This is a genomic window from Mesobacillus sp. S13, from assembly GCF_020422885.1.
Lineage (GTDB): Bacteria > Bacillota > Bacilli > Bacillales > Cytobacillaceae > Mesobacillus > Mesobacillus selenatarsenatis_A.
The window spans coordinates 4,431,518-4,448,985 of the sequence record NZ_CP084622.1 but is presented as its reverse complement, the minus strand read 5'-3'; the positions used below and the strand labels follow the sequence as shown (position 1 = coordinate 4,448,985).

At 40.5% G+C, this 17,468-nt stretch carries 15 protein-coding genes; 10 read left to right on the top strand and 5 right to left on the bottom strand.

Annotated elements, in window-relative coordinates; genetic code table 11:
* Window positions 1-264 precede the first annotated feature (264 nt).
* From LGO15_RS22480 to tkt, 9 genes are all read left to right on the top strand, one after another.
* A complete protein-coding gene (locus tag LGO15_RS22480; RefSeq protein WP_226085104.1) occupies window positions 265-1,623 on the top strand; it encodes an IS1182 family transposase in 1,359 nt (452 codons plus the stop codon).
* 608 nt (window positions 1,624-2,231) lie between these two features.
* Entirely contained in the window at window positions 2,232-3,218 is a 987-nt protein-coding gene (gene alsB / locus LGO15_RS22475) for a D-allose transporter substrate-binding protein (RefSeq protein ID WP_167831236.1), read from the top strand.
* A gap of 25 nt (window positions 3,219-3,243) precedes the next feature.
* The gene (locus LGO15_RS22470; protein WP_167831237.1) at window positions 3,244-4,755 is read left to right on the top strand and encodes a sugar ABC transporter ATP-binding protein; all 1,512 of its coding nucleotides are present in this window, start codon (window positions 3,244-3,246) and stop codon (window positions 4,753-4,755) included.
* A 13-nt stretch (window positions 4,756-4,768) separates the two neighbouring features.
* Window positions 4,769-5,716: a D-allose ABC transporter permease gene (gene alsC / locus LGO15_RS22465; protein WP_167831238.1), complete on the top strand. Its 948-nt coding sequence runs from the start codon at window positions 4,769-4,771 to the stop codon at window positions 5,714-5,716.
* Between the two features lie 31 nt (window positions 5,717-5,747).
* A complete protein-coding gene (gene alsE, locus LGO15_RS22460; RefSeq protein ID WP_167831239.1) occupies window positions 5,748-6,434 on the top strand; it encodes a D-allulose 6-phosphate 3-epimerase in 687 nt (228 codons plus the stop codon).
* 84 nt (window positions 6,435-6,518) lie between these two features.
* Window positions 6,519-7,451, top strand: coding sequence for an allose kinase (gene alsK, locus LGO15_RS22455; protein WP_226086099.1), 933 nt, complete (start codon window positions 6,519-6,521; stop codon window positions 7,449-7,451).
* Between the two features lie 119 nt (window positions 7,452-7,570).
* Window positions 7,571-8,560, top strand: a complete 990-nt coding sequence (locus tag LGO15_RS22450; RefSeq protein WP_226086098.1) for a LacI family DNA-binding transcriptional regulator — start codon at window positions 7,571-7,573, stop codon at window positions 8,558-8,560.
* An 84-nt stretch (window positions 8,561-8,644) separates the two neighbouring features.
* The gene (gene rpiB, locus LGO15_RS22445; protein ID WP_226086097.1) at window positions 8,645-9,097 is read left to right on the top strand and encodes a ribose 5-phosphate isomerase B; all 453 of its coding nucleotides are present in this window, start codon (window positions 8,645-8,647) and stop codon (window positions 9,095-9,097) included.
* 156 nt (window positions 9,098-9,253) lie between these two features.
* Complete coding sequence (gene tkt, locus LGO15_RS22440) at window positions 9,254-11,272, top strand: transketolase (RefSeq protein ID WP_226086096.1); 2,019 nt, start codon at window positions 9,254-9,256, stop codon at window positions 11,270-11,272.
* 355 nt (window positions 11,273-11,627) lie between these two features.
* Here tkt and LGO15_RS22435 read toward each other — a convergent pair whose 3' ends face one another.
* The 3 genes from LGO15_RS22435 to LGO15_RS22425 form a co-directional block, all read right to left on the bottom strand.
* A complete protein-coding gene (locus LGO15_RS22435; RefSeq protein WP_318999808.1) occupies window positions 11,628-12,356 on the bottom strand; it encodes an amino acid ABC transporter ATP-binding protein in 729 nt (242 codons plus the stop codon).
* Window positions 12,353-12,997 (bottom strand): amino acid ABC transporter permease, encoded by a 645-nt coding sequence (locus LGO15_RS22430; RefSeq protein ID WP_167831245.1) that lies wholly within the window; start codon window positions 12,995-12,997, stop codon window positions 12,353-12,355. The genes LGO15_RS22435 and LGO15_RS22430 overlap by 4 nt, the downstream gene beginning before the upstream one ends.
* A gap of 65 nt (window positions 12,998-13,062) precedes the next feature.
* Complete coding sequence (locus tag LGO15_RS22425; RefSeq protein WP_226086095.1) at window positions 13,063-13,845, bottom strand: transporter substrate-binding domain-containing protein; 783 nt, start codon at window positions 13,843-13,845, stop codon at window positions 13,063-13,065.
* Window positions 13,846-14,229: 384 nt separating this feature from the next.
* On the opposite strand from LGO15_RS22425, the gene LGO15_RS22420 reads away from it, so the two are divergent.
* Window positions 14,230-15,339: a M20 family metallopeptidase gene (locus LGO15_RS22420; RefSeq protein WP_318999807.1), complete on the top strand. Its 1,110-nt coding sequence runs from the start codon at window positions 14,230-14,232 to the stop codon at window positions 15,337-15,339.
* A gap of 190 nt (window positions 15,340-15,529) precedes the next feature.
* On the opposite strand, the gene LGO15_RS22415 is transcribed toward LGO15_RS22420, so the two are convergent.
* Both LGO15_RS22415 and LGO15_RS22410 read right to left on the bottom strand, forming a co-directional pair.
* Complete coding sequence (locus LGO15_RS22415; RefSeq protein ID WP_226086093.1) at window positions 15,530-16,201, bottom strand: hypothetical protein; 672 nt, start codon at window positions 16,199-16,201, stop codon at window positions 15,530-15,532.
* An 869-nt stretch (window positions 16,202-17,070) separates the two neighbouring features.
* Complete coding sequence (locus LGO15_RS22410; RefSeq protein ID WP_226086092.1) at window positions 17,071-17,439, bottom strand: DUF805 domain-containing protein; 369 nt, start codon at window positions 17,437-17,439, stop codon at window positions 17,071-17,073.
* Window positions 17,440-17,468 lie beyond the last annotated feature (29 nt).

Genomic DNA, 17,468 nt, shown 5'->3' with positions numbered 1-17,468 from the left:
ATGGAAATCGAGCTTGTCTACAGTCTTTTTTTTGGTTGGTGCTGAAATGGGGGCTGTTGATTTCCGTTCCAGGCGCTTCGCTTTCCGCGGGGCTGGCGGTGAGCCTCCTCACCGCCGTTGGCGTCTGCGGGGTCTCACCTGTCCAGCTGAGCCCGCAGGAGTCTACGCGCCTTCCACTCCAATCAACAGGACTTACAAACTTAACGTGGAACTAAACATAAGTCTATTTTAAAATAGATACATATAACGCTTGAGGTGATGAAGATGCTTTCAAAGAACAATCCAATCCAACGAGATCAATTAGAAATGGTTGCTTTAGACCAACTGGTTCCTATGGAACATTTAGTCCGTAAAATGGAAGCAGCCATAGATTTTTCTTTCATTTATGACTTGGTGAAAGATGTGTATTCGGAAGTAGGGCGCCCAAGCATTGACCCTGTGATTTTAATTAAACTCACTTTTATTCAATATACCTTTGGCATTCGTTCCATGCGCCAGACCATTGCCGAAGTAGAAACGAACATGGCTTACCGCTGGTTTTTGGGTTATGGATTCCATGATAAAGTGCCCCACTTCTCCACCTTCGGGAAGAATTACGAACGCCGTTTTAAAGACACTGATTTGTTTGAACAGATTTTCTATCGAATTCTTAAGACCGCAGCTGATAAGAAACTTATTAGTGCAGAACACGTCTTCATTGATTCAACCCACGTTAAAGCAAGTGCGAATAAGCATAAATTCGAGAAGAAAGTAGTGCGGAAGGAAACACGGGCGTATCAAGAGAAACTCCAGGAAGAAATCAATCAAGATCGGGAAGAACATGGGAAGAAGCCTTTTCCTCCTGATAAATTCGACAAGGAAGAATCGAAGGAAATAAAGGAAAGCACGACCGATCCGGAGAGTGGATACTACGTCAAGGATGAACGGACAAAGCAGTTTGCCTACTCCTTTCATGCGGCATCAGACCGAAATGGATTTGTCCTAGGAACAATTGTGACACCTGGTAACACCCATGACAGCCTGATCCTTGAACCACTGGTAGAACAAGTAATAGAGAAAGTTGGAAAGCCCAAAGCCGTTGCGGCCGACGCAGCCTATAAAACTCCAGCCATTACGAAGTTTCTGTTTGAAAATGAAATAACTCCGGCTTTGCCTTATACCCGACCACGAACGAAGGACGGATTCTTCCGTAAATATGACTATGTATATGACGAATTTTATGACTGTTACTTGTGTCCTGCCGGTGAGATCCTAAGGTATTCCACCACTACAAAAGAGGGATATCGTGAGTACAAATCTCCCAAACATATCTGCGCCACCTGCCCATTTTTAGCGCAATGTACAGAAAGCAAAGACCACCAAAAGGTGGTAACGCGCCACATCTGGCATGAGTATTTGGAAGAGGCAGACCATTTAAGGCACCAATCAGAAGTAAAACAAATCTATGCGAAGCGCAAAGAAACCATTGAGCGCGTATTCGCAGATGCAAAAGAAAAGCATGGCATGCGTTGGACAACCCTAAGGGGACTTAAAAAATTGTCGATGCAGGCGATGCTTACTTTCGCTGCATTGAACTTGAAGAAGATGGCCAACTGGACATGGAGAAGTCCAGTAATGGCCTAAAAGTATAGAAAAGAGAGTCTATTTCCTTTGAAAAATTCGATGAAATCCAAAAAGGGGTTCGGAATGAGAGCATTCCGAACCCCTTTTGTCTACAAACTGAGATCTGATAGAATATCAGATCTGTTAAAACTTAGGCAGTCTTGTCCCAGTCGTTGAAAAGGGTTAAAGAAAAAGTTTAAGAGTAGTATGTATAAACCTAATGTTTTAGAACTTTTCGTGAATTTAATAATTTTATATAATTCTTTAATTGACAAAGGATAGATATTAAAATATTATAAAAAATGTAAGGGATTACATTTGGTTAATCGTTTTCCCAAGTGTATTTAAATCTTTTAAACTTTGGAAAGTCGTTAGTCGATATCATTTTTGGTTAATCGATTTTTCACAATTAATTTTTCAAGGGGGGATTTACTTTTTAAGCAATAGAAAAAAGAGGTTAATTGTTATTTTATTAATCAAGTGGATAAAAATCACATGCTTTGATCTTACATCTTACGCAATGGTTAATCGTTTAACCAAAAACGTGTACTTAGTAGTTTAAGAAGATTTTAGATTAATGGTACTGTTTTATAATTTATTTTCTAAAAAACCCTAAAGGAGCAATCTCGATGAAAAAATTTAAGATTTTCCCTATTGTATTTATGGTTTTTGCTTTATTACTTGCTGGATGTAATGCTGGCCCGACAGGAGGAAAAGAAGCAACCGATAAAAAGGCTGAAGGATCTGGAGATGAGAAAGTTAAAGTTGCCATGATATTGAAAACGCTATCAAGTCCATTTTGGGTTGCTATGGAAGAAGGAATTAAAGAAGAAGCAGAAAAGCTTGGTGTAGAGGTTGAAATCCTTGCTGCTCAGTCCGAAGATGACCTTCAAGGGCAACTTAGAATTTTTGAAGACTTATTGATCAAAGATTATGACGGTATCGGTTTTGCTCCATTATCTCCAGTAAACCTTATTCAGCCAGCCGTAAACGCATACAAGGATGGAATTCCTACAGTTAATATCGATGAAAAAGTGGACATGGATGAATTGAAAAATGCAGGCGGTAATGTCAATGCATTTGTAACCACGGATAATGTGAAGGTTGGAGAGCAGGCTGGCCAATTCATCGTAGACGCAATTAAAGAAGGAAAAGTGGCGATTGTTGAAGGTAAATCTGGAAATGCTTCTGGGGAAGCAAGACGACAGGGTGCAGCAAATGCTTTTGAAGCAGCTGAGGGTATTGAACTAGTTGCTAGTCAGCCAGCTGATTGGGATCGCAATAAAGCCCTTGATGTAGTGTCAAACATGATTCAAAGATACCCCGATTTGAAAGCGATTTACGCTGCAAATGATACGATGGCTCTTGGTGCACTTCAAGCTGTTCAAAATGCTGGTAAACAAGATCAAATCATTGTTGTTGGTACAGATGGGCAGCCAGAAGCAATTGAATCTGTGAAAAATGGCGGTTTAACTGCAACAGTCGCGCAGGATTCAGCTGAAATCGGCCGTGAAAGTTTAAGGTTACTTGTGGAGGCTGTAAAAGAAAATAAGGTTATTACGGAAGGTGTAGAACCGGAAATCGTTACAGTCCCTTCATATATTGTTAGCGAATAATAGAAAAGAGTAGGAAGTGTGTGATATGAACGCCCTGGTAAAGATGGAGAAAATAACGAAGAGATTCGCTGGTGTAACAGCATTGAAAGATGTAGATTTCTCTCTTGTGCCTGGAGAAGTGCATGTTTTATTGGGTGAAAACGGAGCAGGTAAATCTACACTAATGAAAATTCTTTGTGGAGTGTACGAACCGACAGAAGGAAGTATTCAAATCGGAGATCGTCAATTTTCCAACTTATCTCCAAAGGAAGCTGCAGAAAATGGGATCAGTATCATTTATCAGGAGCTTAGTGTTATCAATGACTTATCTATCGCTGAAAACATCTTTGTAGGCAAATGGCCTACAAAGAAGGTTTTCGGTATTGAGGTAGTTGATAAAGACTATATGCAAAAAGTGACAGTCGATCTCCTAGAGCGTGTGGGACTAAAACGTAAGCCATCTGAACTTGTTGGTGAGCTATCTATTTCGGAAAAACAGCAGGTTGAGATTGCAAAAGCACTTGCATCTGAGGCGAAGGTTCTGATCATGGATGAGCCGACTTCATCCTTAACAGATGGAGAAATTGAAAAGCTGTTTAAAGTGATCCGACAACTAAAGAGTGAAGGCGTTGGAATTGTCTACATCTCTCATAAACTGAAAGAAATTAAAATCATAGGTGACCGGATTACGATTTTAAAAGATGGCGCATATGTAACAACACGAGAGCTTGCAACAACCGAAACCAATGAGCTCATTACGTTGATGGTTGGGCGCGAGCTGCAATCAAAATATACTGGCAGCCACGAACACCAAGGAACCAATGAAGTTATTTTTGAAGTGAAGAATCTAACGAGAAAAGATGGGAAGGTAAAAGATATTAACTTTGAGCTATACAAGGGTGAAATATTAGGGTTTGCAGGACTGATTGGATCAGGTAGAACAGAGCTTATGAATTCAATCGTTGCATCTGAACCAATTAGCTCGGGAGAAATCAACCTGAATGGTAAAAAACTAAAACTGAAGAATCCGTATGATGCCGTTAAAAACAATATTGCCTATATTACTGAGAATAGAAGAGAGACAGGATTCTTTCCTAACTTTGAAATCTGGAAAAACATCTCCATTTCTTCTCTGGCTAGTGATTCCAAATTTGGTGGACTGTACGGGCTTGTAAACACGAAGAAGGAGTTAGAATGGGCTGAAAAACAAAAAGAGGCCATGTCTATCCGGTGTTCTTCAGTTCACCAAAACATCACCGAATTATCGGGGGGAAACCAGCAAAAGGTCATTATCGGAAGATGGCTTGCAGCAGGCTCTGATTTGTTCATTTTTGATGAACCGACTAGAGGAATTGATGTAGGTGCCAAGAGTGAAATCTATAAGATCATGCGCCAACTCGCAGATAGTGGTAAAGGTGTATTGGTTGTTTCATCCGAACTTCCAGAACTACTGAGTATTTGTGATCGTATTGCGGTCTTTAATGATGGCCGGCTAAACGGAATCCTCTCAAGCGAGGAAGCAACAGAAGAGAGAATTATGGAAAAGGCAACATCTTAAGGAGAGTATGAATATGAGAGAAAAGGTTAAGATTATCTGGCAAAAATACGGTACTTTCGGAATCCTGGTTCTACTGGTTTTAATAATGGGGATCCTTTCTCCAACTTACTTCTTTAATACATCAAACCTTACACAGGTCATCCTGCAAAGTTCCATTAATATCATTGTAGGTGTAGGGGAATTCTTTCCTATTCTGATAGCTGGTATTGATTTATCGGTAGGATCAATTATGGCTTTGACAGGAATGATTACAGCGAAATTGCTCGTTATGGGTGTACCGGTCATTTTAGCGGTCATTTTAGGTGGAGTTATTTTAGGGGCAGTATTAGGTTTTGTTAATGGGTTCCTAATTGTTAAGACAAAATTGCATCCTTTTATCATTACGTTGGGTACTCTTTCCATCTTTAGAGGATTAACACTAATAATTTCAGATGCGCGCCCCGTATATGGGCTGCCTCAGGAATTTACCCTAGGTGTTGCTGGCTGGCTTTGGTTCGTTCCCATTCCAGTTATTATCGCACTTGGGTTAGCTGGCACCTTAATCTTTATTACAAACAAAACCAAAATGGGAAGAAATATTTATGCATTGGGTGGGAATAAACAAGCTGCATGGTTCTCAGGAATCAACGTGGGACTTCACACAATCATCGTATTTATGATTTCTGGCATGGCTGCAGGAATTGGTGGTGTCGTTTTGACAGCCCGTCTTGGTGCGGCTGAACCACTAGCAGGAACTGGCTTTGAGTTATTTGCAATCGCGGCCGCAATCATTGGAGGAACAAGCTTTTTCGGTGGTAAGGGAAAAATTACAGGGGTCATCATGGGGGCATTGATTATCGGTGTCATCAATAATGGTCTAAATATCCTTAATGTATCTACTTATTACCAGCAAATTGTAATGGGAGCTTTAATTATCGGAGCAGTAGCATTGGATAGCTTTATCGCAGGTAAAAAAGAATAAATTAATACAAATTTGAAAGGCGGATAAAACGATGTCAAAATTTTCACCATCCTTAATGTGTATGGACTTATCAAAATTCAAAGAGCAGGTTGAGGCATTAAATCAAAAGGCTGATTTTTACCATGTCGATATAATGGACGGTCATTACGTAAAGAATATTACTCTATCACCATTTTTCATTGAACAATTAAAGAAAATCTCTACATTGCCGATTGATGCTCACCTTATGGTCGAAAATCCAGCTGACTTTGTCGATATGACGATTGATGCAGGAGCAGATTATATCAGTCTTCATGCTGAAACTATTAATGGTGATGCTTTCAGACTGATTAACCATATTAAATCCAGAGGTAAAAAATTCGGTGTGGTTTTAAATCCAGCTACTCCAATCGAAACAATCAGACACTATATTCATCATGTTGATAAATTAACTATCATGACAGTCGATCCTGGGTTTGCGGGTCAGAAGTTTGTTACTGAGATGGTAGATAAAATCAAGGAAGCTAAAGAGTTGAAAGAGAAGAACCAGTATAAGTACCTTATTACAATAGATGGATCTTGTAATGAAAGAACGTTTAAAACGCTTGTTGAAGCAGGAGCAGAAGTATTGATTGTTGGTACTTCAGGGTTGTTCAATCTTGATGAAGATGTATCTAAGGCATGGGAATTAATGATGGAAACCTACGAGAGCGAAGTAAAGAAGATTGCTAGTTTGTAAAGAGTGGTTAGGTACATCCTTTGCTAACCGAATCTCTCTAGGATGCCCGCTGCTTAAAAGACAATGAAGTGAGGAAGCGCCAAAATGGAAACAAACAAAATGAAATACGTCATTGGTGTTGATATTGGGGGAACGCATTTAAGAGTTGGAGCGGTTACTCCTGACAAAGAGCTGCATTTCTTTGAAAAAAAGAAAATTGCTGATATTTTGGATAACCTCCATCCAGTTGAATCCTTAATTCAATTTCTAGATGGATTTATTCAGGCAAACCTAGGAAACAGTGATGTATTAGGAATTGGAATGGGATTTCCATCCGTAGTCAGCAAAGACAAGAAAAGAGTACTAGCTACAACAAACTTAAACATTAATGATATAAATATCGCAGATCCTATCCAGGATTATTTTCGAGTTCCAGTTGTCATAGAAAATGATGTGAATCATTTGCTTCATTATGAAATATCACAACGAAACGTATTAGATGATGAAATTGTCCTTGGATTTTACATTGGGACAGGATTTGGAAACTCTATCTATATAAATAATAGGTTTCTAGATGGGAAAAATGGAGCGGCTGGTGAACTTGGCCATATCCCGGTTTTAGGAGACGAAGCTGTTTGTCAATGTGGCAATACAGGATGTATTGAAACCTATGCTTCGGGTAAGACATTGGTACTTCTTCATCAAGAATATTTTTCAGATGTAACATTTGAGGATGTTTTTACAAAATACGCTAATAGTGAGCATATTGTTAAATTTATTAAATCCCTTGCTGTGCCAATTGCAACAGAGATCAACATCTTCGACCCACATTTAGTAATGATTGGCGGAGGAGTAGTTGGTATGAAGGATTTTCCGAAAAGCCAATTAGAAAATGAGATCATCCGCTATTGCAGAAAACCTTATCCAGCCAATGGGCTTGTGATTGAATATGCAGAAGATACAAATGCTGCAGGCGTCTTAGGTGCAGCAGCGAATCTATATGACAATTATATTGGAAAATCAATCTCCACAAGGTAACAGGTTTAATAAGGACAAACTGGTTTACAGCTTCAATTGCTGTTATCTAAGTATTCATAAAAGGAAGCATAGTTGTGTTATACTTTTTTGTAGACAAATAGAAAGTTGGAAGATGTTAAATGAAGAAGCTAACAATAAAGGAAATAGCGGAATTAACAGGGGTTTCAACGGCTACTGTCTCAAAAGTGCTAAACAATACTGGGCGTTATTCGGAAGAAACAAGAAAGAAAATTCTTGATGTTGTTCAGGAATATGATTATCGGCCAAATGCTGTCGCCAAGAGTCTGAGAACAAGACGATCTAAGACAATCGGCGTAATTGTACCTGATATTACAAATGAATTTTTTGCACAAATTGTATTAGCGATTGAAAAATATTGTGGACCTAAAGGATATTCTGTATTTATCTGTAATACAGATGAAAATGGAGAAAAAGAGCTACAGTATATAAAAGAGCTAGAGTTAAAGGGTGTTGACGGTTTAATTCACCTTATAGGTAGTGATGAACTATTCAATGTTGAAACCAATTTGCCAGTCGTTTGTATTGACAGAAAGCCGATGGCTCATAATGCAGCCTTCATTACCTCTGATAATTTTCAGGGTGGCTATCTTGCCGCAAGTGAATTGATTGAAAAGGGATGCAAAAAGATCCTGCTAATAAGGGATTACCGTGTAGGTCACCCTACATTGGAGCGGCAAAAAGGTTTTAAGTCTGCGTTAAAAGAGAAGAAAATTCCGTTTAACGAAGAAGAACAAGTTCTAAATGTAGAGGTTGGAATTGAACAAGGCAAAAAGGCTGTCCAAGAGTTAATTAAAAATGGGAACTTCGATTTTGATGGAGTTTTTGCCACCACTGATTGGTTAGCTTTCGGGGCGAAACTGGCGTTAGAAGAGAATGGAATTAAGATTCCTGAAGAGGTAAAAATTATAGGTTTCGATAATATCAATTTAGCTAAATACTCTTCTGTCTCTTCAATTCATCAGGATAAAGAAGCGATGGGCCAGAAAGCAGCTGAAAATTTGATCAACCGAATCGAACTTAATATCCATACAAATGATGTTATTAAGCTGCCAGTAACATTAGTTAGCAGGAACTCAACCAGTGTTTAACTTTTTGAAAAAGACACAGTAGACTATTGATTATACTACTGTTTAATGGTTAATCGATTAACCACTATTGGGAGGACATTGAATATGAAGGTTGCTATTGCATGTGATCATACTGCATTACCAATGAAAGAAGAGATTAAGAAGGAACTTGAAGAGCTGGGTATTGAATATCAAGATTTGGGTGCATATACAGAAGAGAGAGTCGACTATCCTGACTATGCTATAAAAGTGTGTGAACAAGTGGCCAACAAGTCTGTAGATAAAGGTATCCTGATATGTGGAACTGGAATTGGCATGTCCATTATGGCAAATAAAGTGAGAGGGATTCGTTGTGCACTTGCACACGATACCTTCAGTGCTAAATATACTCGCTTGCATAACAACAGCAATGTCCTGGCAATGGGACAAAGGGTCATTGGTCACGGTCTTGCGAGAGAAGTGGTAAAGGTTTGGCTAGAAACAGAATATGAGGGCGGTCGTCATGAGAGACGTGTAGTAAAAATCACTGATTATGAGAATAACTTTTCGTCAAAGTAAAATCTCTGTGGTTGCTGTTCTATTGACGCTCTGCTTAGTCTTATAAGAAGAAAGTCTGGATGGTGCTGGCGGGATATTTGTTCTGCCGAATCATTATCCAACTTGTTGAAACGCTCAAATTTTAAGATTGCCTATATAGTAAAGGGGATTTTATGAATGGATCCAATAAGTTTACAAGCAATTAATACGATACGTACGTTGAGCATGGATATGATTCAGAAGGCAAACTCCGGACATCCAGGCTTACCAATGGGCGCAGCGCCTATGGCCTATACATTATGGGCGAAAGAAATGAACTTTAATCCTGTTAATCCTGGTTGGCTTAACCGTGACAGGTTTATTTTATCTGCCGGTCATGGATCTGCTCTTCTTTATAGCTTGCTTCATTTATTTGGTTATGATGTTTCAATGGAAGATTTAAAAAGCTTCCGGCAGTTTGGAAGTAAAACACCAGGGCACCCTGAATTCAGACACACGGATGGTGTTGAGGCTACCACAGGTCCGCTGGGTCAAGGAATCGCGATGGCTGTTGGAATGGCAATGGCCGAACGACATCTTGCTGAGACTTATAATCGAGAGGACTTTCAAATAATTGACCATTATTCCTATAGTCTTTGCGGAGACGGTGATTTAATGGAAGGCGTTTCTGCAGAAGCAGCTTCTCTTGCTGGCCACTTGAAATTAGGAAGACTAATTGTATTGTATGATTCGAATGATATTTCCTTGGATGGAGAGTTAAGTCAATCTTTCTCTGAAAATGTTCAAGGTCGATTCAAGGCTCATGGTTGGCAGGTTCTTCGAGTGGAAGATGGGAACGATGTTGTTGCCATACAAAAGGCCTTACAAGAGGCAAAAGCGGACCAAGAGCGTCCGACACTAATTGAATTAAAAACAACCATCGGTTACGGGTCCCCAAATAAAGCTGGTTCTTCAGCTAGTCACGGCGCACCCCTTGGGGAAACGGAAATTAAGTTAACAAAAGAAGTTTACGGTTGGGAATATGAAGAACCATTTTATATTCCTGAAGAAGTAAAGCTTCATTTTAGTAGCTTGCTTGAAGAAGGGAAAGCAAAAGAACTAGCCTGGGATGAACAGTTCATTGCTTATAAAGCAGCTTACCCAGTACTTGCTTCCCAATTGGAAACCGCTGTAAAAGGGGACCTGCCTAACAATTGGCAAGAGGCTCTTCCTGAATTCGTTCCTGGGGAAAAACTTGCAACAAGATCATCATCTGGTCAAACGTTGAATGCGGCAGCAAAGGTCTTTCCACAACTTATTGGAGGCTCAGCCGATCTCGCTAGCTCCAATAAAACGATGCTTTCAGCTGAAAAGGACTTTGGTCTAGATGGGTATGCCGCACGAAATATCTGGTTTGGTGTACGAGAATTTGCTATGGGTGCTGCACTTAACGGAATGGCCCTTCATGGGGGCGTAAAAGTATTTGGGGCTACATTCTTTGTATTCTCAGATTACCTCCGCCCAGCGATTCGACTTGCTGCATTGATGAAGTTGCCTGTCACTTATGTATTTACACACGATAGCATTGCGGTCGGGGAGGATGGCCCAACACACCAACCAGTAGAACAGTTGGCATCTTTACGCGCAATGCCTGGTTTGTCAGTCATCAGACCGGCAGAGGCGAAAGAAACAGTGGCTGCATGGCGTTTAGCACTTGAAAGCCAGGACCATCCAACTGCGCTGGTTTTAACCCGCCAAGACTTGCCAACACTTTGGTTGGATCAAGAAGAAGTATTTGTTGGTGTGAAAAAAGGAGCGTATGTCGTTTCTGAAGCGAAAGGTGAAGTTGCAGGTCTATTGCTGGCAACAGGCTCTGAAGTTGCTCTAGCCCTAGAAGCACAAACTGAACTTGCAAACGAAGGCATCCACGTTTCTGTTATAAGCATGCCAAGCTGGGATTTATTCCAAAAACAATCAAGTGAATACAAAGAAAGCGTGCTACCAAGCCATGTATCAGCTCGTGTAGCAATCGAATTAGGATCTTCCCTTGGTTGGAGAGAATATATCGGAGCTCATGGAGAAACCATTACCATTGATGAGTTTGGCGCATCAGGTCCAGCGGATAAGCTTTTAGAAGAAAGTGGGTTTTCCGTTAAGCATGTCGTTTCGAGGTTTAAACAAGCGATAAAGAAAAGTGATAGTCTGGTGAGAAATTAAATATTTAAGAGACGATGTGACGGTACGAGACCATTGAAAGAGCGTATACTCCAAAAAAAGCAAACTCCATTTCTAGGCTTCTTCTAGAAATGGAGTTTTTGTTTGGTGTCTCAAATAAAGTGCTTTAAATCGTATAGATATCCATTTGGATTAAAGGAATAAGAAAATCACACTCGAAGTTCAATGTAAAGCCGTCAACGACAGCTTCGGTGCGATGACAAAATTTCAATCTCGAAATTAAATAAACTAGGAGATTTGTTGACAAACATATTGAAAGAAAAGTAGTAACCGCTTTTGTATTGAAAGAGGAGGGACATGTGAAGAAGCATGAAACGTCCATTCTTCACAGTCCTAATTATAAAACTTTCCCCAGAAAAGCCTTCGTACGTTCATGTTTAGGATTACCAAACAATTCTCCCGGTACATCCTCTTCAACGATATAACCGCCATCCATGAAGATGACGCGGTCGCCGACTTCACGGGCAAAGCCCATTTCGTGAGTCACGACGACCATTGTCATGCCTTCGCGGGCGAGGTCTTTCATAACCTCGAGGACTTCTCCGATCATCTCGGGGTCGAGCGCGGAAGTCGGTTCATCAAACAGCATGACCTTTGGTTCCATGGCAAGTGCCCTGGCGATGGCGACACGCTGCTTTTGTCCGCCGGATAGTTCTCCGGGATAGCTGTCTGCTTTTTCCTCAAGGCCTACTTTTCTGAGCAGTTCGAGGGCTGTCTGTTTCGCAGCCTCTTTGTCGACACCCTTTGCTTTGACCGGTGCGAGCGTAATGTTTTGCAGCACGGTTTTATGAGGGAAGAGATTGAAGTGCTGGAACACCATCCCTACTTCCTGGCGAATTTTATTGATGTTGATTTTCGGGTCGGTGATATCATTTCCATTCACGATGACATGGCCATCTGTGATATCCTCGAGTCTATTCAAGCATCGCAGAAAGGTACTTTTACCAGAGCCGGAGGGACCTACGACACACACCACTTCCTGCTCTTTCACCTCTGTACTGATATCTTTTAAGACTTCGAGTTGCCCAAAAGATTTTTTAAGATTATTAACCTGGATCACACTCATCGCAGTTCATACCTCCTCTCTATGAAGTCACCGAGTTTGGTCAGCAAGTAAATCAGGATGAAATACATGAGAGCGACCATACCCCATACTTTAAAAGGCTCATAGGTTGCCGACACGACGACTTGCCCTCTTTGTGTCAGTTCAGCGATGCCGATGACGGACAGGAGTGAGGTGTCCTTCAGGCTGATGATTGCCTGGTTCACGAATGTCGGCAGCATCCTTCTTAAAGCCTGCGGCAGGATGATATACCGCATCGTCTGCGCACTCGTCAGCCCCAGTGTTCGTGCAGCTTCCGTCTGTCCTTTGTCGATGGACTGGATGCCGGCTCGGACAATTTCCGCTATATAGGCACCTGCATTGATGGCAATCCCAACGATACCAGCTGTTACTGGTTGAAGCGAAATGAAGGGCAGTGAATTCATTCCGAAATATATAAAGAATAATTGAACGAGGAAAGGCGTTCCGCGTACAAAGTTAATGAACCAAATGGCGATCCACCGTAAAGGCGGAATCGGTGAAAGGCGGAATAGTGCTGTAATTAAACCGATGATGAACCCAAACAGCAAGCCGATAAGAGTTATATATGCTGTCAGTTTTATCCCTGCCCACAAGACGGGGAGGGCTTCCTGGAAAATCTCCATATTCTAGCTCCTTTCAATTTTTAGAAAAAGACAGCGCGCTTTTCGGGAGCGCGCTGAGAAAATTCCTACTCTTCAAGATAAGTGTTCAAGATTTCGTCGTACTTGCCGTTGTCCTTGATTTTTTTCAGGCCGCTGTTGATTTTTTCAAGCAGCTCCTGGTTCTCGCCTTTTTTTACAGCGATGCCGTACTGGTCGCCATTCAGGCGGTCCCCGACGGTCTTCAGGTCAAGGTTGCTTGTTTTAATCGCATACGCGATAACCGGGTAGTCTTCAATCAATACATCTGCGTTCCCGTTTGCAACTTCCTGGAACATCGATGGGCTGTCATTGAATTGGCGTACTTCTTTAATGCCATATTCATCTTTAATTTTCTCGGCATGGTCAGCACCTGTTGTACCATTCTTAACGGCGACAACTTTACCTTCTAAGTCATCAACGCTGGTAATGTCGTTGTTATCTTCTGAAACAACAAGTGTTAATCCGGCATCAAAGTATGGATCTGAAAAATCTACTTTTTCTTTTCTGTCATCCGTAATGCTCATGCCAGCAATGGCTACGTCCAGCTGATCAGCAAGGATCGCAGGAATGATGCCCCCGAAGTCCATTGGCTTCAGTTCGATCTCAAAGCCTTCTTCTTCCGCAATGGCATTGATGATATCGATATCGATTCCTTTATATTTGCCGCCCTCTTCAAATTCGAACGGAGGATAAGTCGTATCCGTACCAACAGTGTATGTTTTACCACCGCCTTCATCCCCGCCGCTGTTTGCCGTATCGTCCGATCCGCATGCAGCCAAGACCAGCATCACTGCCATCATTAAAAAGCCAAATATCTTTATTTTTTTCATCCAACCCCTCCAAATATTTTTAGATAATTCAGTACATTATTTAGGTTAACAAACATTTTTAGTCCAATGCAAAGGAAAAGGCTTTTGGGACTTTCGTTGCTAGGGGGAGGGTCAGGTTTTGGCTGCTATAACTTACTTGTCCTAAGCACAGATGAAGATACACTGCTTATTAACCATAGTGGTCACGCTATAAATGTGGATTATGCAACCATTTCCATTACGAGTGGAAAGCCTATCATGCCAGGTTAAAACGAATAATATAAATGTTATAATAGTACAATCGTAATAATCTGGGACTACATGAATCATGTGCAGGATTTATCAAATACACTAGAAAGCAGCGTGATAGTAATGGATTCCATAAGGCAGTTTATGGAGGCCCATTTGCATGAGATTTTAGATGATATCAAGTTTCTGGTCGAATGTGATTCTTCATCAATGAATAAAAAACTCGTCGACCAGTGCGGAGAGAGGATTCAGGAGCTTTTATATCGCTATTATGGTAAACGGGCAAAAGTGTTGGAAGAAGAGAAATACGGAAATCATCTGAAATTTGAATTCGGGGAAGGAGACGAAACCATCTTAATCCTTTCCCATTTTGATACGGTTTGGGAGCCTGGGGACTTAGAGTTTAAAATCGAAGGCGATCGTGCCTATGGGCCTGGCATCCTGGATATGAAGGGTGGCTTGGTACAAGCGATTTGGGCAATAAAAGCCATCAAGGAACTGAATATCCCGTTTTCAAAGAAAATTGTGTTCCTTTTTACCAGTGAAGAAGAGGTGAGCAGTCCGACATCGCGCTATGTCATTGAAGAAATAGCGAAGGATTGCGATTATGCGTTGGTTACTGAACCCCCCGTTGTTAAGACGGGTGCTTTGAAAACGGCAAGAAAGGGTTCAGCGCGTTATTATATTGATATTACAGGCAAGGCGGCCCACGCTGGAAATAACCATCATGAAGGAGCAAGTGCTATTCAAGAGGCTGCCAAGGTCATCGGTTTTTTAGAGTCATTAACCGATTACGAGGCTGGAACCACCGTCAATGTTGGATTTGTTAAAGGCGGAGGCAAGCTCAATGTCGTGGCTGACCATGAAGAGATTGGCATCGATGTCCGGGCGAAAACCAGTGAAGAACAAGAAAATATTGATGAAGTAATATGTGGACTGACACCCTTCACAGAGGGAACAAGTATCGACGTTCGAGGGGGAATCTCCCGCCCGCCGATGGAACGAAATCAAGATACCAAAAACCTATTCCAAACCGCTAAAGAAGCAGCAAAAGAAGAAGGCTTCAAGTTAAAAGAAGCATCGGTTGGAGGAGGGAGCGACGGAAACCTCACAGCCAATATGGGAGTCCCAACCTTGGATGGTCTCGGCACCATTGGAGACGGAATCCATGCAAGAAACGAACACATCATCATCAGCCAAATCCCAGAACGAGCAGCATTTTTTACTAACCTGCTGATTAGTATCGGGACACAAGATGAGGAGTAGGAATGGTAGTGTACACCATGAACACCCACACCATTTTGCGCAGAAGACGAAAAGGGCAGGTTGAGCTTTTAAAATTGCTCAACTTGCCCTTTGTTATGGTGCCTGTCACCACCCGAAATTTGTCGGTTGCCCAGTAATTCAATGGCTTAATTTCCGGTAGAGTTACTGCATTAGAAAATATCAGATTTTCCTACCATCCATATCCAGCGTTCCAAGTGAATCCGCCTAAAGAACGTCCGTTATAGTAAAAGTAGTTATTGAATTGGTATACATAGTCGCTAGCTGCTGGATACCATCTTCTATACAAAATGATTTTTGAGGTAACAGTTGAGATACTAGAGCTAACCCCCGACAGAAACGCTATTGCAAGTGAGATAGCAGCTGATGTAGACAAAATGCTATCTGTACCGGCAGCGTTAGATGCTGCTTTTACGATAGTAATAAGTGCTCCTATAAGAGCTGTACCGCTAGTTAAGAGATTAACACTATTTGATATAGTAGTGTAATAACTCCAAGTTGTTCCTGTTTCAGGAGCTGGAACTAAATTTGCAGATACATCACCATCTTGAGGTGTGTTATGTAAGGGTTCTTCCATATTAAAATCTATCTTTTCTCCATTTAGTGTCTTTTGACCGGTTTGTGTGTTTTCAATTAAAACAGCAACATCTTTTAGTTCCGCATCTGAAACAATAATCTTTTTTATAACTCCTGTTTGTACAGTACTAATAGTATACTGTATGCCATCATAAGTTACAGTTTCTGTTCTTTTGTTTTCTTCGGCAGTTGAATTTGGAGCAGCCGATACAAGTGTTGGGACCATAAACATAAGCAACGATAATAATAAAACTAGACCTTTTTTCATTTCTTCCTCCTAATATATGGTTTTTTTGTGGTGCTACTAAATCATATATCAAGTAATTTAGTAAATAAATAGCTTACCAGTTGGGAAAGTTTTTGAGAATTTATTGGTAAATAGTAGTGAATTTATCTTAAAGTGTAAATACTATTGTTAAATATTAACTGAATAGTTGATGGCTGAACGTATTAAGAGGTTGGGAAAATGCTTATTATACTGGAAAAAATTGATAAAATAAATTTCAGTTAATATGGTATATTGTAAAAAAAGGGGGAGTTAAAAATTAAAACATTATTAAGTAAAATATTGGTATTTGGAGCTCTTATATTAGCTATGCTCTCATTCACCTTAGGGACTAAGGTCGCTCTAATTTCAGTTAGTCTATTGCTAATTAATGCGGTTTATATTAAATACTTAGAAAAAAAAGAGATTAATAAAGCAAATAATTAATTTTGATCATAGAACGGGTCCTAAGTAACATACAGTGCTGAAAATAATAGCAGGAAAAAAGTAAGAAAGCGTGGAGTGGGGATATGTTGAAGATCTCTTTTCTTATCCGGCACTAGAAATAAAGGTGAGGAGCGTAAGCGTGGCTTTATGCTTCTTTTTTTGTTGTAAAAGTGGTATCGCTCTGGAGTTGGAACGTTGAAGGGACGGTTTTGCGTCAAAAAAATTAGAAGGTCATAACAAACATCCCAATCTTCAGAAATTACTTCTGTCAAACAGGCTTTAAAGTATTTTCAAATATGATTAGGCATCCAATTGTCTAGAAATAAAAAAATGACCATCAAATAAGATAGTCATTCTGGATTCTTATTTTTCAATTCTGCCTCAGCAGAAGCTGTACAGAAAGTTTCTAAGCTGTAATAGACAAGTTAAGCGGATTGATTAATTGAAATTTTAGGATTCGCCCCATACTTGTTTTCATTTGCGTCGCTATCCAAACAAGTGAATACTAGTAGGATAATCCCCCCGACCAACGGTATGAAATTAACTAAGTACATCCAGCCGCTGTATCCGATATCGTGCAGTCTGCGAACGGTGACAGAAAGGTATGGAATTAACGTTAAGAAATAATAAATTAATATGACTACAAACAAAAGAAGTGACTCCATAGCGGATCCTGCAAGGTAGAGTGTACCCATTATAAGAATGTGAAATAAATTAAACAACCAGTATTCTTTCCGTCTCGCTCTGCCTTTAAAATTAGCGTAATTCTTTATTGCCTCTAAATACCACTGCATGTAATTGACCTCACTTTGATAATATATAT